We start from the raw sequence: 20,638 nt of genomic DNA on the forward strand, positions 1-20,638 counted from the left end.
GGCGGCAGTGGCGGCAGCGGTGCTCATAAACACGAGCGGCTTCCTCCAGCAGAAGGCTTCAAGTACCGGCAGGGCAAGCACTGAACAGGTAGCCAGCGGCATACAGGTCATGCAAGTCACAGGATACTACGACAACACCACCACTCCAGCGGGAATAACCAAGCTTGCCATCTACGTAACACCCAACGCTGGGAGTACGGGTATTGACCTCAACAACACCCGGATAATCCTCAGCAACGGCGCAGTTCAGGGTCTCCTTAAGTACGGCGGATCAAGCCTCTACAACAACAGCGTTACAGGTAACATATTCGATAGTGCTACTAACGCATGGCCAACCACCGGGACCGAGTTTGGCATCATTGTTGTTCAGGACTACGACAAGAGCGTGAAGGCCACCTCCCCAACTATGAACCAGGGGGACATTGTTATCCTCACCGTAAACGCACAGGCACTCTTTGGTAGTGCAATACCCGTTAGGACTCACATCACCGGGCAGGTTGTTCCGGAGTTTGGCGCGCCGGGCGTCATCGACTTCACAACCCCGAGCACATACACCACCGCTATCGTAAGCCTCCAGTGAGGAGGGTGATACAATGAAGGCCAGGAAGAAGAGGGGTGCCATTGGGATTGGTACCCTGATAGTGTTTATAGCCATGGTTTTAGTGGCGGCAGTGGCGGCAGCGGTGCTCATAAACACGAGCGGCTTCCTCCAGCAGAAGGCTTCAAGTACCGGCAGGGCAAGCACTGAACAGGTAGCCAGCGGCATACAGGTCATGCAAGTCACAGGATACACTCCCGACAAAACGGACATAACTCGCCTCGCCATCTACGTAACACCCAACGCAGGCTCAGCTGGCATTGACATAAAAAACACCAAGGTCATACTCAGTAACGACAACATCCAGGCCATGCTGAGCTACGCCTCCGGACACAACTACACAGGCCTGAGCGTCGATTACGTTACCAACAACTCACATATCTATGCCAACGCCAGCCAGCTATTTAGTGCCCTCGGTATTAACCCTGACAAGGTCTTCGGCACGTCAATAAACTGGAACGAGTACTTCGTTAACATGAGTGGCCTGAAAGCGGCGGGGGTAATCGACTTCACCTATGACTCTACCACCTACAAAATAACCTCCGTCTATGTCAGCTACTACCAGTACGTCAAGGGACCAGTTGACGACATCTTCCTTGATGCCCTCGGGAAGGAGGCCACCGCCACCCTCGTCAACGGCACAATCAGCGCGAACACAATCCTCATTGACACGGCTAACATAAAACAGATCGATTGGCCCAGTTACATCTGGAGTGCCCTTGATAAGGACAAGTACGGAATAATAGTTGTCCAGGACTACGACGGCAGTGTCATCTCCAACGCTCCAACTCTCAACAAGGGAGACATAATCATACTCGGCGTTGATGCCAAAGCGCTCTTTGGAGGCATAGCTGTCAGGACTCACATCACCGGGCAGGTTGTTCCGGAGTTTGGCGCGCCGGGCGTCATCGACTTCACAACCCCGAGCACATACACCACCAACGTCATCAACCTCCAGTGACCCCACGCTTCTCCAGCTTTCCCTTTCGTTCTTTGAAGATTTTCAGGAGGTGATGCTATGCGTAGGGGAGCGATAGGCATTGGCACGCTGATAGTCTTTATCTCATTAGTCCTGGTAGCTGCAATAGCGGCAGGGGTCATCATAGGCACAGCCGGCTACCTCCAGCAGAAGGCCCAGGCCACCGGGAGACAGACGACCCAGGAAGTGGCGAGCGGGCTGAAGATCGTCAACGTCTACGGCTACACCAACGCAACTCCACCGAGCAGCGGAGCGATCCAGAGGCTGGCGATCTTCGTGACCCCGAACGCCGGTAGCGAGGGAATCGATCTGAGCAACGTTAAGATAGTCCTCACTGACGGCAAGAGGCTTGTAGTCTACAACTACTCCGAGCAGTTCCAGAACGCCCAGAGCATCACGGACCTGTTCAACACGAGCGATGTAACAGTGTGGAATGCGATAAAGGGCAACGCCAGCTTCGGGATAGCGGTGATAAACGACATTGGGAGCGAAATGCAGGACACCCACCCAACCTTAGAGTTCGGGGACATGGTGGCGCTCTGCGTCTGGACGACTATGTTCAGGTACGAGGATAAAGCCGGCATCGGGCCGAGCACAAAGCTTGTGGGCAAGGTGATTCCCGAGAGGGGAGCGGCAGGAGTCATAGACTTCACAACGCCCGCAACCTTCAGCGACAATGTGATACAGCTGCAGTGAGGTGAGAGGACAATGAGGAGAGGTGCGATAGGCATTGGAACCCTCATCGTCTTCATCGCAATGGTGCTCGTTGCGGCGGTAGCTGCTGGAGTGCTCATAGCCACCAGCGGCTACCTCCAGCAGAAGGCCATGAGCACGGGCAGGCAGACGACCCAGGAAGTGGCGAGCGGGATAGGAGTTATGGGTGTCTACGGCTTCATAAACAGCAGCACTCCAACGGCCGCCAACATAACGGAGATGGCTATCTACGTAACTCCAAACGCCGGGAGCAGTGGAATTGACCTCAGCAACGTCAAGGTCGTCCTAACTGACGGGGAGAGGATGACGGTCTTCAACTACAACCCGGATGCGTTCTACACCGGCAACATCCAGAACGTCTTCACCATCCAAACCTGGGTGAACGTGAGTGAAACGGTCTTCGGGGTGGCCGTCGTCAGAGATTCGGACAGGAGCATGATAGACAGCCGCGATCACCCGGTTCTCAACTGGGGGGACATAGCGGCCATCCTGATAAACACTACGGGGTTCGGAAAGGGCAAGGGCCTGCCGCCGGCCACGCACGTGACCGGCAAAGTCATCCCTGAGAACGGTGCCGCGGGAGTAATAGACTTCACAACACCGCACGCATACACCCAGCAGATCCTTGAGCTCCAGTGAGGGGGTGGTTGAGATGTCGCTGGCGTTCCTTTCATCTTTATTTGGGAAGAAAAAAGAGGAGGCCGCCCCCTCAGAAGTGGAAGAAGTGAGCGTCGAGGAGCTTGAGGAGAAAGTGGAGGCAAGGGAAGAGAACGAGCAGCTGACTCAGCTGATGGACAGGGTCAACGAGATAGAAAACGACATCCCGAGGATAAAGATCAGCGTGGACACACTGAAGAAGAACATCCAGGAGCTCAGGGACGACATAGAGAGGCTCGACAAAACCATCAAGGACGTCATGATGCTCTACGAGGTCATAAGCCAGGAGATCAACCCCTTCAAGGAGCAGATGGGCCAGGAGAACCCCCTCAGCAACGAGATACAGGAGCTCAGAAAGGAGATAGAGGATCTCAAGATGGAGCTCGCACAGGTCAAGAACGACATCAAGGTGCTCGCTGGCTACGGTGTTGACCTCGACTCTATAATCTACGAGGTGCTCGCGGAGGTGTGAAGCATGGAGATGCCGCGGTTCGTCACGGAGGCCGATATAAACGCCAAGCTCTCAGAACTCAAGGGAAAGGTTCCGACGGTTGTCATCAACGAGCTCAGGGAGAGGCTGATAGCGAGGAAAGACCAGCTCACGTACGAACAGCTCGAAAAGATAGTCCAGAGGGTTCTTGAGACCTACGGCAACCAGGCTACGAAGTACGAACAGCTCAACAAAAGGGTGGACGAGCTCGGGAAGAGGCTGAGTGAGCTCGGGATGCAGCTGAGCAGGCTGGTCGAGAGCCTCGAAGAGGCGAAGTTCAAAGTTCATGAGAAGAGGGCCGAAAAAGTGTCCGAGCAGGTCGAGGAGGTTCAGGAGAAGATAGGGAAGCTTGAGGAGATCTTGGAGGAGAAGAAAACCGAAAAGGAGATTCCAAAGGAGACGAAAGAGAAGCTTGAGGAGCTCCACAGGAAGGTTGAAGAGCTTGAGGAAAAGCTCACGGGGAAGGTCACGGGCAAGGTGATCGAGGAGGCCAAGGCGAAGATCGAGGAGCTTGAGAAGAAGCTCGAAAGCGGCAAGGAGATCACCGCGGAGGAGATCGAGGAGGCGAAGGAGCACATCGAGGAGGTTGAAGAGGAGGCCAAGGCCGCAGAAGAGGCAGAGGAAAAAGAAGTCGAAGAGAGAGAGGCCAGGAAAGCAGAAGAAGAGAAAATCGAGGGGAAGGCCCCAGAGGTGGAGGCCGAGAAGGAAGTCGTGGCACCCGTTCCAGAGGAGGCCGGAGAGGTTCCGGCGGAGGTGCCGAAAGAGGAGAAAGGCCCCGAGGTGGCCGAGGAAGTTGAGGTTGTTGGGGAAGCCCCCGCTCCTTCCGAAGTTGAGGTTGCCCCCGTGAAAGAAGAAAAAGTTGAAGGTGGTGTTGAGATGGCCGAAAAGATGCAGATCCCTGAGGATATCGCCAACCTGCTCTTCGAGGAAGAGCCCAAGAAGGCAAGGCTTGAAAGGCTTCCCGAGGACGTCATATCCACTATGATAGCCCTGAAGTGGCTTGGATTCCTCATCGACAGGGTGGGCATACAGAACCTCGAACGCGTTCTAGAGTTCTACTACGAGATCGGCTGGATAAGCGAGGAAGTTCTCAACCAGCTGCTCCGCTACGCCAAGGGAACCAGACCCCACCACAGGGATCCCGAGTGGAAGCCAGCCGACAAGCTGACCGTGCAGGACCACCTCATAAGCCTGCTCTTCATAGAAAGGCTCAGGGGACTGAAGATAAACAGGGACGTCCTTGACAAGCTTGAAAGGGAAATCAAAATGTTAGAGAAGACTCTCGACGAGTTTTACGGCATCTGACCAGCGGAAGTAATCGGGGGAGCGGGCCATGGGGTTCAGTGTCTCAGCGAGTGCAGCGATCATCTTTATCTCATTTTTAGTGGCCTTCAGCACCCTCTACACAGCCTGGGACAGCACGTACAGCAACGTCCAGGGCGCAAGGGAGGACTGGTATGACCTGAGGGTAAGCCAGCTGAACACCCTTATTGACCTGAACGGTACCTTGGGCCAGGCGACCATAGATACGGTGAACAACGTTTACAACATAACCTGGTACATCCAGGATTACGGCCCCACGATGTACGTGAAGGGGTGGAGCTGCATCTACGATGGCCTCTACAAGACGATATACAACGTTTCCGACGATAACGTTGGCTTCCTCGAGGATTACACCTATGCCCTTCCTGGTGAAACCCTGCTCCTGAACGTCACCAACATACCCCTCGATCAGACGGAGCACAACTTAACTGTGGTGTTTGACAACGGCTGTTGGCTCAGGATCAGCTGGCATTACAACGGCAATACCATTGTTATCGACGAAAGGGCGAGGGGATGCCCAACGGAGGTGAGCTGATGGCAGCTGGAGGGCCGGCGAGCGAGCTCATAATGTTCATAGTGGCGGTTATCATCGCGGGGAGCGTTGCTGGTGCGCTGGCATACGTCACCAGCGACATAGCCCACGGGATAAACGACAGGGGGTCACTGCTGGCAGATCAGCTCAGGACGGACTTCGCGATAATCAACGACCCAAACAGCATACCCGTCAGCGGGAGCGGCCCGTACAACTACACGTTCTACATCAAGAACATAGGGAAGATAGCGTTCCCATTCAGCAACAGTTCGGTCCAGGTGTTCCTCGACGGCACGCTCGTGCCCCCATCCAACCTGACCTTCACCGACACCTCTGGGAAGGGGATAAACTCCCTTGGGCCCTACGAGGTTGGGGAGATAATAGTGACACTGGGAAGTCAGCTCTCGAGTGGAACGCACACGATAACTGTTGTACTTGAGAACGGAAAGAAGAGATCCCTGATATTCAGGGTGTAAGCTGTTCGCAGCTGAAATCAGTGCCAAGCGGTGGTGATCATCATGGTAGAGGAGCTCCTGAAGATAGAACTCAAGGGCGATGAGCTTCACAGGCGCCTCGGCGGCGGCATTCCAGCGGGAAGCATCATGCTCCTCGAAGGGGACAGGGGCACTGGGAAGTCTATATTCGTCCAGAGGCTCCTCTACGGCTTTCTGATGAACGGATACCGGGCCAGCTACGTATCAAGCCAGTACACCACTGTGGAGTACATAAAACAGATGGAATCAATCGGCTACGATATAATCCCTTTTCTGATACGAAAAAAGCTTATATTCGTCTCCCTGTACCCCCTTCTGACCGGGGTAAGTGAGAGGAGAAAATTTTTGAGCAGGCTCCTTGGAGAGCCGAGGATATGGGAGCCTGATATAGTTATAATAGACGCCTTCTCATCCCTCTTATCCCGGGAGCAGGAACCAAGTGCGATAAGGGATTTTTTACTGTACGTAAAGAAGCTCGCCTCCTTAGACAAGGTCATCATAATGACCGCCAACACTGAGGAGATAGACAGGGACTCTTTGTTCGCACTTGAAGAGGCTGCTACCATGCTGCTCAGGCTCAACGTCAAGGTGTTCGGCGGCGATTTGAAGAACTCGGCGACGATAGTGAAGTACAACAACGCCAAAGGCGTCTTCCAGAAGATAATCCCCTTCCGCGTCGAGCCGAAGGTGGGGCTGATAGTGGAGATCGCGGCGGTGGTGTGATATGGCGCAGGTGATAAAGAGCGACACGCTGGAAGACGCGATGACGAGGAACCCCCACCTTCGCAGGTACATAGACGAGTTCAGGAGAAAGTACGGTAGAATACCAGAGTTTCACGCCCAGCTCAGCAGAGACATGAAGGACATTCCCTACCCAAACATACTCTACCCGGTCGGCGACCCGATATTCGTCCACATCTTCACCGACGTCAAGACGGGGGACAAGAAGTACATAGTGATAGAGCCGAGGATAGAGACGCCGCTGGAGGAACTCAAGTACGGCATGATAAAGGATAAGATCCTCGAGCTGGCCCCGACCAAGGAGATTCCCGAGGATCCAGAGGAGTTCGAGAGGTTCCTCGATGCTATGTTTGATGAGGCCGTACTGGCGCTCGTCAAGGGCAAGAAGAAGATAGGGAAGAAGGGCGAGAGGTTCACCCTCACCAAGGACGAGATGGAGAAGTTCCGCTACCTGATAAAGAGGGACATCATCGGCATCGGCCCCCTCGAACCGCTCGCCAGGGATCCCTACATTGAGGATATACACATCATAGGCGCGAACTACGTTGCCCTCGTCCACAAGATATTCGAGTCAATGCCCACCAACATAACCTTCGGGGACAACATAAAGTTGGCGGACTACCTGAAGAACATCTCGGAGCGCATAGGCAGGCCGGTGAGCGACAGGAACCCCATAGTTGACGGCGCGCTCCCGGACGGCTCCCGTATAAACATCATTTACTCCCCGGACATCTCGATCAACGGCCCCTCCGCAACCATCCGAAAGTTCGCCGCGACACCGATAAGCATAGTGCAGCTCATAGCCTGGGGGACCCTGAGTGCAGAAGTGGCCGCCTACCTCTGGATAGCGCTTGAGTATGGTATGAGCGTCTTCGTCTGCGGTGAGACGGCCTCCGGTAAGACCACCCTGTTGAACTCGATAATCCCGTTCATAAAGCCGGGGTCCAAGATATACACCGCCGAGGACACGCCCGAGGTTCACGTTCCGCACCCAACCTGGCAGAGGCTCATAACCCGTGAGCGCGGGCCTGAGGAGAGCAGAGTTACACTGTTCGACCTCCTCAAGGCGGCGCTGCGTTCGAGGCCCAACTACATCATAGTCGGTGAGATCCGCGGTGCCGAGGGCTCGATAGCGTTTCAGGCAATGCAGACGGGCCACCCTGTCATGTCCACCTTCCACGCGGGCGACATAAAGAAGATGATACAGCGCTTCACCGGGCACCCCATAAACGTCCCGATAACCTTCATAGACAACCTCAACATAGCGGTTTTCCAGCAGGCCGTTTACCTGAAGGGCAAGTTCCTCAGGAGGACGGTTAGCGTGGTCGAGATAGAGGGCTACTACGAGGAGCTCGGGGGAGTGGCCACGAGGAACGTCTTCGAGTGGGATCCAGTGACGGACAAGCACATCTTCCGCGGCTTCAACAACTCCTACATCCTCGAAAGGAAGATAGCCGAGATAGCCGGTTACGAGGATCCAAAGGACATCTACAACGAGCTCTTCCTCAGGGCAAGGATCCTTCAGAGGATGGTCGAGCTCGGCATAACGAACTACTGGGACGTCTACCGCGAGGTTAAGGCCTTCTACAAGAGGGGCATCGAGGGACTGAGCTTCAGGCTCTGAGGGGGTGTGAGCATGCCGGGCGCCAAAATCAGCATTTTCACAAGGGCAGACCTCGACATGAAGACCTACATCAACAAAGTCCTCCTTCCCTACACAGCTGCCTCAGTGATCCTCTTCGTTTCCGCCGCCGTCTTCGCCCGGCTCTTCGGCCTCTCCGGCCCCCTGGTTGTACTCATGTACTCCATCCCCGCGATCCTTCTCATCTACGCCGCGGTCTACCCCTACGTGACCGCAGACTCCAAGAAGATATCGATAAACTCGCGCATTCCCTACTTCATCACATACTTCGCCGTCCTCTCCACGAGCGAGATGGGTCGCTCCGATCTCATCAAGGTCCTCTCCCACGATCCGAAGCTCGGTGCAATAGCGACGGAGCTGAAGAAGGTTTACGTCATAGTGAGCAAGCTCCACAGGGCCCTTCCAGAGGCCTTCCGCTTTTTGGCAAGGAGGACGCCGAGCAAGGTCTTCGCCGACTTTTTGGACAGGCTCGCTTACTCCCTCGACAGCGGCGTTGACCTGAAGGACTACCTCTTTCAGGAGCAGAAAACCGTCATGGACGACTACGAGACGTTTTACGAAGGCGCACTCTACGACCTCGACGTCTTCAAGGAGATATACGAGTCCATAATCATATCCGTCGTCTTCATGGCCAGTTTCATCATCATCGGCCCCCTGATAACAGGTCAGGACATAGGCCGGCTTGCCCTCTACACCCTGGCGATAGTCCTCGCGGCCGAGGTCGGCGTGTTCTTCGTTATAAAGTTCAGGATGCCCGATGATCCGATATGGGCCGAGAGCAGGGGACTGGTAACGGATAGGGACAGGAAGCTGAGGAGGGCGAGGAACTACTCCCTGCTCGGCATCGTAATAATGGTTCTCCTCTACTACGCCGTGATATCCAAGCGCTTTCCTCTCCCTCAGCCCTTTGTCGTCGCCCTGATCTTCAGCCCCCTCTACTACCTCGGCTGGCTCGCGGCCAAGGAGGAGGCTTCAATAATGAGGAAAGACGAGAACTTCGCGGCCTTCATAAGGAGCCTGAGCTCGTCCCTGGCCGCGAGCGGCACGTCTCTCCTTCTCGTCCTGAAGTACCTCAGCGCCCACGACTTCGGTTCCCTGACCGAGGACATAAAGGCCCTCTACAGGAGGCTGGCCCTCAGGGTTGACAGGGAGCGGGCCTGGGACTTCTTCATAGCCGGAACCGGGAGCTGGCTCGTCGGCATATTCTCGGAGATATTCAGGGAGGCCATAAGGATGGGGGCGGAGCCCGACTACGTTGGGCTCGTGATAAGCAGGAACTTTGAGAGGCTCGTCAGGCTCAGGAGGAAGAGACAGCAGAGCATGTCCAGCTTCATTGGGATCATCTACGGCCTCACCGCGGCCTTTGCCTTCTCCCTCGCGGCGTCGTTTCAGGTGGCGGCGTCGATAAACACCCTCTTCGGGCAGCTGAAGGTGCCGACTGAGTACATAGGGGATATAATACACGTGATACCGCCCTCCGGGATGCAGTTCGTCATGTACGTAATGCTCACGATAATGATCATCCACTCCCTCCTCTCAGCTGTCGCCATCAAAACCGCCGATGGCGGTCACATGATGGTCTCGCTAAGGTACTTCGTGATACTCCTCTGGATATTCGCGGTCAGCATGTACGTTGGTCAGGTCATGATGGAGAGGATGATGGGGCTCGGCAGTGCCTCAAAGCTCCTCCTGCCCATTCTGCCGTGAGAAAAAAGTTAAATCCACCTTCTCCTAATCCTCAACCATGGGGCACCTTGATGAACTCTGGGGCAGAACGGTCGAGAACCTCGTCAGGGAGGGCCTAATAAAGAGCGACGCCGTCAGGAGGGCCTTCCTGAAGTATCCGCGTTACCTATTCGTCGAGAAGCGGTACAGAGCGTACGCCCACGTAGACGAGCCGCTCCCCATCCCCGCAGGACAGACCGTCAGCGCCCCCCATATGGTGGCCATAATGCTCGAACTGGCTGATCTTGAGAGGGGCATGAGCGTCCTCGAAGTTGGAACGGGCAGCGGCTGGAACGCCGCGTTGGTGGCGGAGCTCGTGAAGACCGACGTCTACACTATCGAGAGGATCCCAGAGCTCGTCGAGTTCGCGAGGAGGAACCTTGAGAGGGCTGGTGTGAAGTCGGTCCACGTCATCCTCGGGGACGGGAGCAAGGGCTTTCCTCCGAAGGCCCCCTACGACAGGATCCTCGTGACCGCTGGCGCGCCCGATGTTCCGAGGCCCCTCGTGGAGCAGCTCAAGCCGGGGGGAAAGCTCATAATCCCGGTTGGGAGCTATCACCTCTGGCAGGAGCTGTTGGAGGTCATTAAAAGGCCCGATGGCTCCGTCGAGGTCAAAAACCGCGGCGGAGTGGCCTTCGTCCCCCTCATAGGGGAGTACGGGTGGAGGCAATGATGAGATTGACCTTTGGGGTACCGATGCCCGGGATCGACGGCCTGAGCCGCCCATCAGATTTTTAAGGGGAGCCTTTTAGTAACTATCGGAAAGATTAAGGGGGTGGTTCTATGCCTCTGGTCGAGGAGGTGACCAAGAGGAGCATCGAGCGGATAAGCATGCACTCCCACATAAAGGGGCTTGGCCTCGACGAGAACGGAAGGGCAAAGTTCATGGGGGACGGCATGGTCGGACAGGTGAAGGCGCGGGAAGCCGCAGGGATAGCCGTGGAGCTCATAAAACGCGGGAAGCTTGCGGGGAAGGGCATCCTCCTCGTCGGGCCAACTGGAAGCGGCAAGACGGCCATAGCAATGGGAATAGCCAGGGAGCTCGGGGAGGACGTGCCCTTCGTCCAGATAGCGGGGAGCGAGATATACTCCGCCGAGGTGAACAAGACGGAGTTCCTCAAGCAGGCCATGAGGCGGGCCATAGGTGTCAGGATAAGCGAGGAGAGGAAGGTGTACGAGGGCGAAGTGCGGAAGATCGACGTGCACCGCTCGAAGCATCCCCTAAACCCCTACGTTGAGATCCCGGACAGCGTGGTCATAGACCTCCGCACAAAGGACGACGAGAGAACTATACGCGCCGGCAGGGAGATAGCATACCAGCTGATCGAGATGGGGGTTGAGGAGGGGGACGTCATACAGATAGACGCCGAGACGGGCAGGGTGTCAAAGGTTGGAACCACGAGGGAGGAAGAGGGCATATTCCTGAAGAGGAAGGTGAACCTCCCGAGCGGCCCCGTCCTCAAGATAAAGGAGTTCACCTACACCGTAACGCTGCACGACCTCGACGTTGCGAACGCCCGCGGGAACATCTTCGGACTTCTCTTCAGCACAGGGGCAGAGATAAGCGACGAGGTGAGGCAGAGGGTAGATGAGACCGTTAAAAAATGGATAGAGGACGGAAGGGCCGTTCTCGTCCCGGGCGTTCTCTTCATCGACGAGTGCCACATGCTCGACATAGAGGCCTTCTCCTTCCTGGCCCGGGCCATGGAGGGTGAGCTCGCCCCGATACTGATCTTGGCAACGAACAGGGGGAGGACGACGATAAGGGGAACCGACATCGAGGCCCCGCACGGGATCCCAATAGACATGCTCGACAGGCTTCTGATAATCAACACCGAACCCTACGGAAAGGACGAGATCAGGGAGATAGTGAAGATCAGGGCAAGGGAGGAGAGGATCGAGATAAGTGATGAGGCCGTGGAGAGGCTCGCGGAGCTCGGCGAGAAAACGAGCCTGCGCTACGCCGTCCAGCTCCTCGCGCCTGCGAGCGTCTTGGCGAGGGGCGGCCGGGTTGAGGAGGAGCACGTTGAAAAGGCCCGGGAGTACTTCGCCGACCTAAAGAGGAGCATAGAGCTCGTTGAAAAGCTTGAAGGAATGCTCCGCTGATTTTTCCTCTTCTCTTTCTCCATCCTCCCGGGCTCAGGCAGAAAGGACGCCGGCCTTAACGAGGACGCAGAGGACGTCGAAGACAACCGACCCCGTCCAGTGGAGGACAAAGCTCGGGATGAAGCTCCTCCCCCTGACGTCGAGCCAGTCGAAGACAATGCCGGCTAAGAAAGAGTAGGGAACCTCAAGGCCTGGTTTTCCGAGGTGAGCGAGGGCGTAGGGGATGTCCTGGAGGAGAACGGCGGCCTTCCAGTTCCACCTAACCAGCGGAAACGTCATGAAGCCCCTGAAGAAGAGCTCGTGGGTCAGCATGATGAGCCCCATGACGAGCTCGCCCGCGATGAAGCCCGGAACGCCGGAGAACGAGAAGCGGGGGTAGTAGGACACCATGGACGGCACCCTCGTGCCCGCGATGGAGAGCAGGAAGGCGAGGAGAAGGAGGAGTGATAGGGGCCTGAGGACGTCCCCCCTGGGCGTTGAGAGACCGACGTCCTCCTTAGAAAAGCCAAAGGCCCACGCGAGGAGCAGTGGAAGGACTGTGTAGATCAGGAGCAGCCAGAGCGACCAGCGGAAGAGGGAGTGCCCGAAGGGCGAGAACCTCGCTATGTAAACGAGGGGAAGCAGGAGGGTGTAGAAGAGGAGTCCCTTCCTCATGGACTACACCGTGAAGCTTATGGTGACTGTGCTTGGATACCTTTTGACAGCGATGCCCCTGTTGGTGAAGGCTATGCCTATCTCAAGCGGCCTGTTCGGGTTGGCCCTCCTGATGACCCTGATGCCCACCTCGTCCCCAAGCCGGTCCTTGTTGAGCCTCCTGACGTAGCTGTAGAGCAGGGATATGAAGTTCCTGTAGTCCTGCATGTCCTCAAGGAAGTCCCTCTGCTCCGGGTTTAGACCGGGCATCACGTACCTGTGGAAGAACCAGTCAAAGGTGCCGGCGGTCTCGGAGGAGTAGACGAAGAGGAGCTTGTAGAACTCAACGTTCTTGTTGCCGAAGGTGGAGTCCATGTATGGTATGGCCTTCCCAAGGACCCTGCTGGCTTCAGTGTACTTAAGGTTGACGAGGCTGATCTGAAGGTCGCTTCCGCGGAGGAGGAGGTTGATGAACCTGCCGCCAAAGTCCATGTAGACGTAGTTGTAAAAGAGGACGAACCTTCCCGGTTTCATGTTCATGCGCTGGAGGATCCTCGCGAAGGCGTCGCGAAGGCGCGCAAGCGAAGCGGGCTCGCCTATCAGAAGGGCCCTCACGCCGTGGACGTTTTCCTCCGCGACGATATCCCTGTCGAGGCGGAACTCCACCTCCCTCCTCCAGCCCGGCATGTTGTAGCGGTTGAGGATCCTCATGTCGGGGAGGGACACCATTGCGCTCTTCTCGATCCCCCCAAACCTCTTTTTGAAGACCGCCACCGGATGGTAGCGGGAGGATGGATTCAGGTAGGAAACAGGCAGCTCCATAACCTTGAGGAAGGCACTTAGGGCCGCCCTTATCTTGGCCTCATCCGCCGAGGAGAACCTGTTTGTGAGATCGCGGACGAGAGCCTCAAACCTCTGATCGGACACAGCGGGCATACATCTCACCTTGAAGGCGGAAAAGGAGCTAACTTCCTTGCTCCCCTTCCTCCTCTACTTTTTCCTCGGCCTTCTCCTCTTCACCGCCTTCCTCGCCCTCGTCCTCCGGGGGCTTTAAAAGCTCCTCCATCGTCGGCTTGAAGGCCACGTTCTCGTAGCCTATGAACCTGAGGTCGTTTTCGAGCAGAACCTCGCCCAAGATGAGGGTGTTCTTGTCGACCCCGTCGAGAACGGGCTTGAAGTCTATTGTAACGTCCTTCTCCCCCACCTCAATTATGATCTTGCTCGTGTCCACCATCGGCAGGCGGAGCTCGACGAGGGCCTTCACCTTCTCTATCGGGTCGTCCACCTTCTCAACGATCTCCACCTCGTAGAGGAGGTACCTGCCGGCGTAGGGGTTGTTGAAGTCAACCCTGACGCGGCCGCCGCTGACCGTGAGAACCCTCCCCTTTATCTTCCTGCCCCCTTCACCTTCGAGGGTTATGGGCATCCCCGGGAAGGGCACTATTCCCCTCCTCCTAAACTGGCCGAGGGTGAAGGTCTTCACGAGCTTGGGATCGCGCTTTCCAAAGCCCTTTTCAGGGGGGACAACGATCTCGTACCTCTTCCCGACTTCGAGCCCCTCAAGCTGCTCATCGAGACCCTTGATAACGTGTCCCGCTCCAACGGCTACCGGAACGGGCCCGTAGACGCCTTTCTCTTTGTAGATCCCGGCCTCCTTCGCCACCTCCTCGTAGGTTGTGTCGAATACCTCTCCGGTCTCCTTGACCTTCCCGGTGTAGTGGATCCTGATAACGTCTCCCCTCTGAACCTTGACCATCATCATCACCCCGTGCTGGTTCCCATTGGTCGGGCCCATTTTTAAGCTTGCCGGGGCCGATAACCTAATAAAAATACCCCTCCAAAATCGGCAGGTGGTGGGAGAATGGGAATCAAAGTGTACAACACCCTGACGCGGCAGAAGGAGGAGTTTAAACCCCTCAGGGATGGCGAGGTCAGGATGTACGTCTGCGGGCCGACGGTCTACGATTACACTCACCTCGGTCACGCAAGGACCTACATAGCCTTCGACGTTATACGACGCTACCTGGAGCACCGCGGTTACACCGTCCTGATGGTCATGAACTTCACCGACATCGACGACAAGATCATAAGGAGGGCCAACGAAACCGGTGAAGACCCCAAGGAGCTTGCTGAGAGGTTCCTCCGCTACTTCTTGGAGGACATGGCCGCTCTGAAGGTCAAGCCGGCCGACGTCTACCCGCGCGTTACCGAGCACATCGGGGACATCATAGACTTCGTGAAGAAGCTTCAGGAGAAGGGCTACGCCTACGAGGGCAGCGATGGGGTTTACTTCGAGGTTCGCAAGTTCAGGGACTACGGCAAGCTGAGCAAGGTAAAGCTGGAGGATCTCGTTAAGGGTGCGCGCGTTGAGCCCGGTGAGGGCAAAAAGAACCCCGAAGACTTCGCCCTCTGGAAGAAGGCAAAGCCCGGGGAACCCAAGTGGTCTTCACCCTGGGGCGAAGGAAGGCCCGGCTGGCACATAGAGTGCTCCACGATGAGCACGAAGTACCTCGGCGAGAGCTTCGACATCCACGGAGGGGGCAGCGACCTCATATTCCCTCACCACGAGAACGAGATAGCGCAGAGCGAGGCATGCACAGGCCACGAGTGGGTTCACTACTGGCTCCACACCGGCTTCCTCATGGTTAACGGCGAGAAGATGAGCAAGAGCCTCGGCAACTTCATCACCATAAGGGAGATGCTCAAACGCTACAACCCAGAGGTCATAAGGCTCTTCGTGCTCCAGAGGCACTACCGCTCGCCTCTCGACTACACGGAGGAGGGGATAGAGCACGCCAAGAACAACTTGGAGAGGCTCTACAACACCCTCGAAAACATCCGCGTGGCAATGGAGAAAGCGGAGATATCCTTCAGGTGGGGGAACGAGGAGTTCGAGGCGTACAAGGCCGTAAGGAACGCCAGGGAGGAGTTCTACCGGGCAATGGACGACGACTTCAACACCGCTGAGGCTTTGAAGGCCGTCTTTGAGGTCAGCAACGCGGTTAACCGCTATCTGACAAGGGTCAAGGCCCCGAAGGAGAGCATCCTAAGAAAGGCATGGGAGTTCTTCAGGGCTGTAAGCGATGTCTTCGGCATCTTCGAGGACTACTTCCGCGAGAAAAAGGCCGGGGAAGCAGAGGCCCTGATAAAGCTCCTCATAGAGGTGCGCGCCCAGCTCAGGAAGGAGAGGAACTTCGCCTTAGCTGACAGGATAAGGGCGGAGCTGAGACAGCTCGGAATACAGCTCGAGGACACGCCCCAGGGCACCGTGTGGAAGAAGGTTAAGGTTTGAGCTGAATTTTTGGGCTTCCTTTCCTCTTCGAAAGGGATAGGGAAAGATCACGGGATCTGGAAAATCCTCACGGTGTTCGTCCCGGCGGTCTTCCCGACCGGTGCCCCCTTTGTGAGGAGCACAGTGTCATCTTCCTTAGCTAGGCCGAGGCCCTTTATAAGCTGGATTATCCCGTTCTCATCGTGGCTCTCGATGACGAAGGGGTAGACGCCGTAGCTGAACATCAGTGCATTTGCAACCCTCTCGTCGCCCGTGAAAGCCAGAACCCACTGCCTCGGCCTGAAGCGGGAGATCAAGCGAGCTGTGTAGCCGCTCTTCGTCGGTGTGAGTATGTACTTGGCATCGACAACCTGAAGGGCCTCTATTATGCTCCTCGTAATGGCGTCCTTTATGGTTCCCCTCTTCGGAATTTTCTCCTTCCACTCGAGCATCCTCACGTTCCCGAAGCCCTCCCTGTACGCTTCAGTCGCCCTCGCTATCTTCGCCATCATCCTAACGGCATCCACTGGGTACTTGCCCACGGCGGTCTCCTCGGAGAGCATAACGGCATCCGCCCCGTCGAGTATGGCGTTCGCCACATCCGTGACCTCCGCCCTCGTTGGGAGCTTCTCGCTCGTCATGCTTTCGAGCATCTGGGTAGCAACTATCGCGGGCTTCCCCGCCATCATTGCCTTGCCTATCAGCTTCTTCTGGAGTATGGGGAGCTTTTCAATCGGCATCTCAACCCCGAGATCCCCCCTCGCTATCATGACCCCATCTGAGGCGGCGAGAATGTCGTCGAAGTTCCTGATGGCGTCCGGCCGTTCTATCTTGGAAATGATGAACATCCGAACTCCCTTTTTTTCAAGGAAGTGCCTGACCTTGAGGACATCGTAGGCGGAGCCCACGAAGCTGATGCCAACCGCGTCCACGCCGTTCTCGAGCATGAACTCAAGAATCTCAAGATCCCTCTTGGTCACGGCCTCCAGCGGGATCCTCGCGTTGGGTATGTTGATGCCCTTGTGGGAGTAGAGCGTTCCCCCAACCACGACCTTGCAGACTACATCAGTCCCCTCGACCTTCACAACCTTGAGAACGATGAAGCCGTCGCTGAGGTAGATCACGTCCCCGGGGGAGACCAGCCTCGAAAACTCCTTGAACTCGACTGGAATCAGGCCTTCCATCCCCTCAACGTCCCTCACCGTCAGGGTCACCGTCTGGTTTCGGTGAAGCTCCACCTTCCCTTCGAGGATCCTGCCCACCCTTATTTTGACCCCCGGGAGATCGCCCAAGATGGCCACCCTGCGGCCGATCCTCTTAGAGATCCTTCTTATCCTCTCTATTCTCTTTCTGTGGTCTTCAAAGGTGCCGTGTGAGAAATTTATCCTCGCAACGCTCATTCCGGCTTTGATTAGGGACTCAAGGGTCTTTGAATCATCGGAAGCGGGCCCTATTGTGGCAACGATCTTGGTCTTGTGGGATGGCAGTCTCATGACTTTTTCACCAGGGCCTTTTTGTCCAACTTTGATTTAACCTTTTCCCGGTATGCACTGTAAAATTTCCTGAAAATAGTAAGCTTTCCAAATTAGGTTTCCCTAACTTTATTCCCGAGTCAAGTCTTGAAAAATACTGAGAGTTTTCACTTAATTTAAAAGTATAATAAATATTAGATTTTAAATTATATTTTTTATTAATAATTTATATCTAAAACATCAATGATATTAAATTTTAAATTTTACTATTAAAAATTTTATATTTAAGACCTTTTTATATTGTATAAAATTGGAATTTTCCAATACTTCAAGTAGTATAAAGGCCATAAATGTACATAGCAATAGCCGGTAGATGAACCCGCATTAGACAGATCGGAAGGAAAAATCATAAAGTAGGGGGGCATTTTTGTTACAAAATTTGGTTACAATTAAAGGTGGTTAAAATGCCGCTGGAGGGTCGACGGGCCCCGGTAGCCTCCTCGAGAGAGGTTATGCCGGACGCTTGCGTCACTACATACTCTAATCTGAGGCTTCAAACACGAGTGGGCGGCAGAGTAGTAACTAAAACTATGCCTAATCACTCTTAAATAACTGGGATGACCTGGTATGCTGTCGTTTGCTGATTTAAAGCCCTCGCGATTGCTTGGAATCAATGCCCCTCTCGTCAGCCTTTGGGTGTACTCTTGTGTTCATAAAATTTGGATATAATGTATCTTATATCCAATTCACGCGAACATAAAAGTACATCAAAGAATTTGTAAGGGGCCACAATCCTCGGCAGGTTAAAGAGAACGCACCCATCACCTCCCGTATAATTCACCATACCCACAACTAAAACCCCGCCCGATATCGTCGAGACCAATGGTTGCCAATCTTCACAGGTCGCTGGGAATCCGCTGGGTTTAACTCTGTCGTGATTGAAATCTGCCCGATGAGAGACTCTGGCAAGAAAGGTCTAACCCAATGGAGGTGCTTCCCAGTATATACGACTATGAGAAAAGCCCACGTCGCCAAACTCAGGAGCCTGAGGATCTTGAGAGGTATCAGAAAATTACATATAGGTGCGTCATAGGCTTTCAGATACGGCACGTGTCAACTCATTGTAACCACCTTTAGTCGTAACCCGATTTTGGGATAAAGATACCCGCCTCACAATTCATAAGGCCGGTTTTTGATAAGGCCTGTGTGTATGGGAGTACGTTTCTCCTCGGAGGACTCTATATATTGAGTTGTGCTAATTTTACGTTATAATTAAGTTAAAAATCCAAAATTTTTAATACTTATATTCGTGAAAAATGTACAAATTTACAAAATCTAAAAGTACAATTTTAAATTTTAATAATAGCGCGAAATTAAAATGCGCTAAAGATAATTTTTTAAATAGTATTTATTTTAACATCATAAAAAGTTAAAATCCACTGGAAAATTTGAGAGTTAGTTCGCATGTGGAAAAGGGGACCACAAGAAGATAGGAAAAGTCGGAAAAAGAGGATTAAAGCCTTTAGAGACCTTCTTCGCGCTCTTTCTCCTCTATGAATGCGATTACGTTGTCCACTATCTTCGGTGCCAGCCCAATGTAGTTTTCGGGCTTTAGAGAGGCCAAATCCTCCTCGCTGAGGAACTCTCTTATCCCCTCGTTTTCCTTTGCAACAGCTAAGAGGTCCCTATCCTCACGGAAGGCCTTCATGGCTAACTTCCTCACGAGCTCGTGTGCCTCCTGCCTCCCCATGCCTTTCTCGGCGAGCTTGAGCATCAGTGGCTCGGCCATTATCAGGTTGTTGGTCATATGGAGGTTGCGCTCTATGTTCTCCGGGAAGAATTCAAGGCCGCTCAGAACCGTTATGGTGCTCTTCAGCATCTCGTCGAGTAGGATAAAGCTCTCGGGAAGGATAACGCGCTCAACGGAGGAGTTGGTCAGGTCCCTCTCATGCCAGAGCGGGTTGTTCAGCAAAGCCGGGATCACGTTGGAGTAAAGGACCCTCGCCAAACCGCTCACCTTCTCACTCCTTACAGGGTTCCTCTTGTGGGGCATCGTGGAGGAGCCAACCTGTCTCTTGCCAAAGGGCTCGCTGACCTCCGAGATTTCAGTCCTCTGTAGGTTCCTTACTTCGAGGGCTATCTTGTCAAGGGTGGAAGCGACGATTGCTAAGAAGGCCATTAGCTCGGCATAAACATCCCTCTGGATTACCTGGTTGCTTATCCTCGCTGGTTTAAGACCGAGGTCTTCCATGACAAGTTTTTGTATCTCAAATCCCTTATCACCAAAGCTCGCCATTGTGCCAACTGCACCGCTCATCTGGCCAACTAAAACCCTCTCCTTGAGCTCGTTGAGCCTGTCGAGATGCCTCTGAACCTCGTCGAGCCATATAGCGAACTTCATTCCATAGGTCGTTGGAACCGCGTGCTGGCCGTGGGTTCTGCCTATACAGACTGTATGCTTGTGCTTTCTCGCGAGCTCCTTCAGGATGGAGCGGAGTTTTTTGAGGTCTTTCTCAACTATTTCAAGGCTCTCCCTTATGAGGAGGGCGTTTGCCGTGTCTATTATGTCGTTTGATGTGGACCCAAGGTGGATGTACTTTCCATGTTCACCGCAGGCCTCGCTCAAAGCCTTGACGACGGCCATTATGTCGTGGCCTATCTCAGCCTCTATCTCCTTCACCCTTTCAAGCCTTACCCACTCGGTGTTGGCCCTCTCGGAGATAACTCGCGCGCTCTCCTCCGGAATGTTGCCGAGCTTTGCGTGGGCCCTCGCTAAAGCCGCCTCGACGTCGAGAAGGCTCTGAAGCTTGTTCTCCTCATCCCATATCCTCCTCATCTCCCCGCTGCCGTAGCGGTAATCTATCGGGTGAACGGCCACTCTAATCACCAGAAGCGCGTTAATTTCGGCTGTTATAAAGGTTTTTCTTGCCTTTTCTGTGGCAATAAAATCGGAACGCTGACGCCCTCGATGGAGAAACCTCCGGGCAGGCCTGCGAACCGAAAAGTATTTAACCTAACCCCCTCGATAGCCTAACGACAAAACTTCCGGAGGTGCCAAAGATGGCAGAGGAACATGTTGTCTACATCGGAAAGAAGCCTGTTATGAACTACGTCCTGGCCGTTATCACCCAGTTCAACGAGGGTGCCAAGGAGGTCACCGTGAAGGCTCGCGGTAGGGCTATCAGCAGGGCCGTTGACGTCGCCGAGATCGTCAGGAACAGGTTCCTCCCAGAGGTCAGGGTCAAGGAGATCAGGATCGGC

Annotated in this window: 20 protein-coding genes and 1 pseudogene; 16 read left to right on the forward strand and 5 right to left on the reverse strand. The window is 54.7% G+C overall.

Features of this window, described 5'->3' with window-relative positions:
* The 14 genes and pseudogenes from MVB78_RS10975 to MVB78_RS11040 form a co-directional block, all read left to right on the forward strand.
* Positions 1-580, forward strand: a 580-nt coding sequence (locus MVB78_RS10975; RefSeq protein ID WP_297491436.1) for a flagellin, incomplete at its 5' end; no start/stop codon positions are given.
* A gap of 13 nt (positions 581-593) precedes the next feature.
* Positions 594-920 (forward strand): annotated as a pseudogene (locus MVB78_RS10980) (archaellin/type IV pilin N-terminal domain-containing protein); the annotation flags it as partial.
* The gene (locus MVB78_RS10985) at positions 909-1,559 is read left to right on the forward strand and encodes a flagellin (RefSeq protein WP_367271015.1); all 651 of its coding nucleotides are present in this window, start codon (positions 909-911) and stop codon (positions 1,557-1,559) included. The pseudogene MVB78_RS10980 and the gene MVB78_RS10985, both read left to right, overlap by 12 nt.
* Positions 1,560-1,616: 57 nt before the next feature.
* A complete protein-coding gene (locus MVB78_RS10990; RefSeq protein WP_297491438.1) occupies positions 1,617-2,273 on the forward strand; it encodes a flagellin in 657 nt (218 codons plus the stop codon).
* 12 nt (positions 2,274-2,285) lie between these two features.
* Complete coding sequence (locus tag MVB78_RS10995) at positions 2,286-2,930, forward strand: flagellin (RefSeq protein ID WP_297491441.1); 645 nt, start codon at positions 2,286-2,288, stop codon at positions 2,928-2,930.
* Positions 2,931-2,943: 13 nt separating this feature from the next.
* Positions 2,944-3,420, forward strand: a complete 477-nt coding sequence (locus MVB78_RS11000; protein ID WP_297491499.1) for a flagella accessory protein C — start codon at positions 2,944-2,946, stop codon at positions 3,418-3,420.
* Positions 3,421-3,423: 3 nt separating this feature from the next.
* Positions 3,424-4,743, forward strand: coding sequence for a FlaD/FlaE family flagellar protein (locus MVB78_RS11005; RefSeq protein WP_297491444.1), 1,320 nt, complete (start codon positions 3,424-3,426; stop codon positions 4,741-4,743).
* Positions 4,744-4,771: 28 nt separating this feature from the next.
* Entirely contained in the window at positions 4,772-5,296 is a 525-nt protein-coding gene (locus tag MVB78_RS11010) for a flagella (RefSeq protein ID WP_297491447.1), read from the forward strand.
* Positions 5,296-5,769: a flagellar protein G gene (locus MVB78_RS11015; protein ID WP_297491502.1), complete on the forward strand. Its 474-nt coding sequence runs from the start codon at positions 5,296-5,298 to the stop codon at positions 5,767-5,769. The genes MVB78_RS11010 and MVB78_RS11015 overlap by 1 nt, the downstream gene beginning before the upstream one ends.
* A 42-nt stretch (positions 5,770-5,811) precedes the next feature.
* Positions 5,812-6,510, forward strand: a complete 699-nt coding sequence (locus tag MVB78_RS11020) for an ATPase domain-containing protein (protein ID WP_297491505.1) — start codon at positions 5,812-5,814, stop codon at positions 6,508-6,510.
* Position 6,511: 1 nt separating this feature from the next.
* Positions 6,512-8,152, forward strand: a complete 1,641-nt coding sequence (locus MVB78_RS11025; protein WP_297491449.1) for a type II/IV secretion system ATPase subunit — start codon at positions 6,512-6,514, stop codon at positions 8,150-8,152.
* A gap of 12 nt (positions 8,153-8,164) precedes the next feature.
* Positions 8,165-9,877 carry an archaellar assembly protein FlaJ gene (gene flaJ / locus MVB78_RS11030; RefSeq protein ID WP_297491452.1) on the forward strand — a complete coding sequence of 571 codons (1,713 nt, stop codon included), beginning with the start codon at positions 8,165-8,167 and terminating at the stop codon, positions 9,875-9,877.
* A gap of 37 nt (positions 9,878-9,914) precedes the next feature.
* Positions 9,915-10,568 carry a protein-L-isoaspartate(D-aspartate) O-methyltransferase gene (locus tag MVB78_RS11035; RefSeq protein WP_297491455.1) on the forward strand — a complete coding sequence of 218 codons (654 nt, stop codon included), beginning with the start codon at positions 9,915-9,917 and terminating at the stop codon, positions 10,566-10,568.
* Between the two features lie 110 nt (positions 10,569-10,678).
* A complete protein-coding gene (locus MVB78_RS11040) occupies positions 10,679-12,001 on the forward strand; it encodes a RuvB-like helicase (protein WP_297491458.1) in 1,323 nt (440 codons plus the stop codon).
* 33 nt (positions 12,002-12,034) lie between these two features.
* Here MVB78_RS11040 and mrtA read toward each other — a convergent pair whose 3' ends face one another.
* From mrtA to MVB78_RS11055, 3 genes are read right to left on the reverse strand one after another with little or no spacing between them, the layout of a single operon-like run.
* Complete coding sequence (gene mrtA, locus MVB78_RS11045) at positions 12,035-12,655, reverse strand: CPBP family archaeomyxosortase MrtA (RefSeq protein ID WP_297491461.1); 621 nt, start codon at positions 12,653-12,655, stop codon at positions 12,035-12,037.
* A gap of 3 nt (positions 12,656-12,658) precedes the next feature.
* Complete coding sequence (locus MVB78_RS11050; RefSeq protein WP_297491464.1) at positions 12,659-13,570, reverse strand: hypothetical protein; 912 nt, start codon at positions 13,568-13,570, stop codon at positions 12,659-12,661.
* A 28-nt stretch (positions 13,571-13,598) separates the two neighbouring features.
* Positions 13,599-14,396 (reverse strand): peptidylprolyl isomerase, encoded by a 798-nt coding sequence (locus tag MVB78_RS11055; protein ID WP_367271013.1) that lies wholly within the window; start codon positions 14,394-14,396, stop codon positions 13,599-13,601.
* 99 nt (positions 14,397-14,495) lie between these two features.
* Here MVB78_RS11055 and cysS point away from each other — a divergent pair, with 99 nt between their 5' ends.
* Positions 14,496-15,926 carry a cysteine--tRNA ligase gene (gene cysS / locus MVB78_RS11060; protein ID WP_297491468.1) on the forward strand — a complete coding sequence of 477 codons (1,431 nt, stop codon included), beginning with the start codon at positions 14,496-14,498 and terminating at the stop codon, positions 15,924-15,926.
* A gap of 47 nt (positions 15,927-15,973) precedes the next feature.
* Here the strand turns inward: cysS and pyk are convergent, their stop codons facing one another.
* On the reverse strand, positions 15,974-17,398 hold the full coding sequence (gene pyk, locus MVB78_RS11065; RefSeq protein WP_297491470.1) for a pyruvate kinase: 1,425 nt from the start codon (positions 17,396-17,398) through the stop codon (positions 15,974-15,976).
* Positions 17,399-18,899: 1,501 nt separating this feature from the next.
* Positions 18,900-20,255: an adenylosuccinate lyase gene (gene purB, locus MVB78_RS11070; RefSeq protein WP_297491508.1), complete on the reverse strand. Its 1,356-nt coding sequence runs from the start codon at positions 20,253-20,255 to the stop codon at positions 18,900-18,902.
* Between the two features lie 182 nt (positions 20,256-20,437).
* On the opposite strand from purB, the gene albA reads away from it, so the two are divergent.
* Positions 20,438-20,638, forward strand: a 201-nt coding sequence (gene albA / locus MVB78_RS11075; protein ID WP_297491473.1) for a DNA-binding protein Alba, incomplete at its 3' end; no start/stop codon positions are given.

The organism is Thermococcus sp. (assembly GCF_026991495.1).
Lineage (GTDB): Archaea > Methanobacteriota_B > Thermococci > Thermococcales > Thermococcaceae > Thermococcus.

Excerpts from the sequence above, each read along its gene's own strand:
- MVB78_RS10985 (WP_367271015.1), top strand. The coding sequence starts at position 909 with ATGCTGAGCTACGCCTCCGGACACAACTACACAGGCCTGAGCGTCGAT.
- MVB78_RS10990 (WP_297491438.1), top strand. The coding sequence starts at position 1,617 with ATGCGTAGGGGAGCGATAGGCATTGGCACGCTGATAGTCTTTATCTCA.
- MVB78_RS10995 (WP_297491441.1), top strand. The coding sequence starts at position 2,286 with ATGAGGAGAGGTGCGATAGGCATTGGAACCCTCATCGTCTTCATCGCA.
- MVB78_RS11000 (WP_297491499.1), top strand. The coding sequence starts at position 2,944 with ATGTCGCTGGCGTTCCTTTCATCTTTATTTGGGAAGAAAAAAGAGGAG.
- MVB78_RS11005 (WP_297491444.1), top strand. The coding sequence starts at position 3,424 with ATGGAGATGCCGCGGTTCGTCACGGAGGCCGATATAAACGCCAAGCTC.
- MVB78_RS11010 (WP_297491447.1), top strand. The coding sequence starts at position 4,772 with ATGGGGTTCAGTGTCTCAGCGAGTGCAGCGATCATCTTTATCTCATTT.
- MVB78_RS11015 (WP_297491502.1), top strand. The coding sequence starts at position 5,296 with ATGGCAGCTGGAGGGCCGGCGAGCGAGCTCATAATGTTCATAGTGGCG.
- MVB78_RS11020 (WP_297491505.1), top strand. The coding sequence starts at position 5,812 with ATGGTAGAGGAGCTCCTGAAGATAGAACTCAAGGGCGATGAGCTTCAC.
- MVB78_RS11025 (WP_297491449.1), top strand. The coding sequence starts at position 6,512 with ATGGCGCAGGTGATAAAGAGCGACACGCTGGAAGACGCGATGACGAGG.
- flaJ (WP_297491452.1), top strand. The coding sequence starts at position 8,165 with ATGCCGGGCGCCAAAATCAGCATTTTCACAAGGGCAGACCTCGACATG.
- MVB78_RS11035 (WP_297491455.1), top strand. The coding sequence starts at position 9,915 with ATGGGGCACCTTGATGAACTCTGGGGCAGAACGGTCGAGAACCTCGTC.
- MVB78_RS11040 (WP_297491458.1), top strand. The coding sequence starts at position 10,679 with ATGCCTCTGGTCGAGGAGGTGACCAAGAGGAGCATCGAGCGGATAAGC.
- mrtA (WP_297491461.1), bottom strand. The coding sequence starts at position 12,655 with ATGAGGAAGGGACTCCTCTTCTACACCCTCCTGCTTCCCCTCGTTTAC.
- MVB78_RS11050 (WP_297491464.1), bottom strand. The coding sequence starts at position 13,570 with ATGCCCGCTGTGTCCGATCAGAGGTTTGAGGCTCTCGTCCGCGATCTC.
- MVB78_RS11055 (WP_367271013.1), bottom strand. The coding sequence starts at position 14,396 with ATGATGATGGTCAAGGTTCAGAGGGGAGACGTTATCAGGATCCACTAC.
- cysS (WP_297491468.1), top strand. The coding sequence starts at position 14,496 with ATGGGAATCAAAGTGTACAACACCCTGACGCGGCAGAAGGAGGAGTTT.
- pyk (WP_297491470.1), bottom strand. The coding sequence starts at position 17,398 with ATGAGACTGCCATCCCACAAGACCAAGATCGTTGCCACAATAGGGCCC.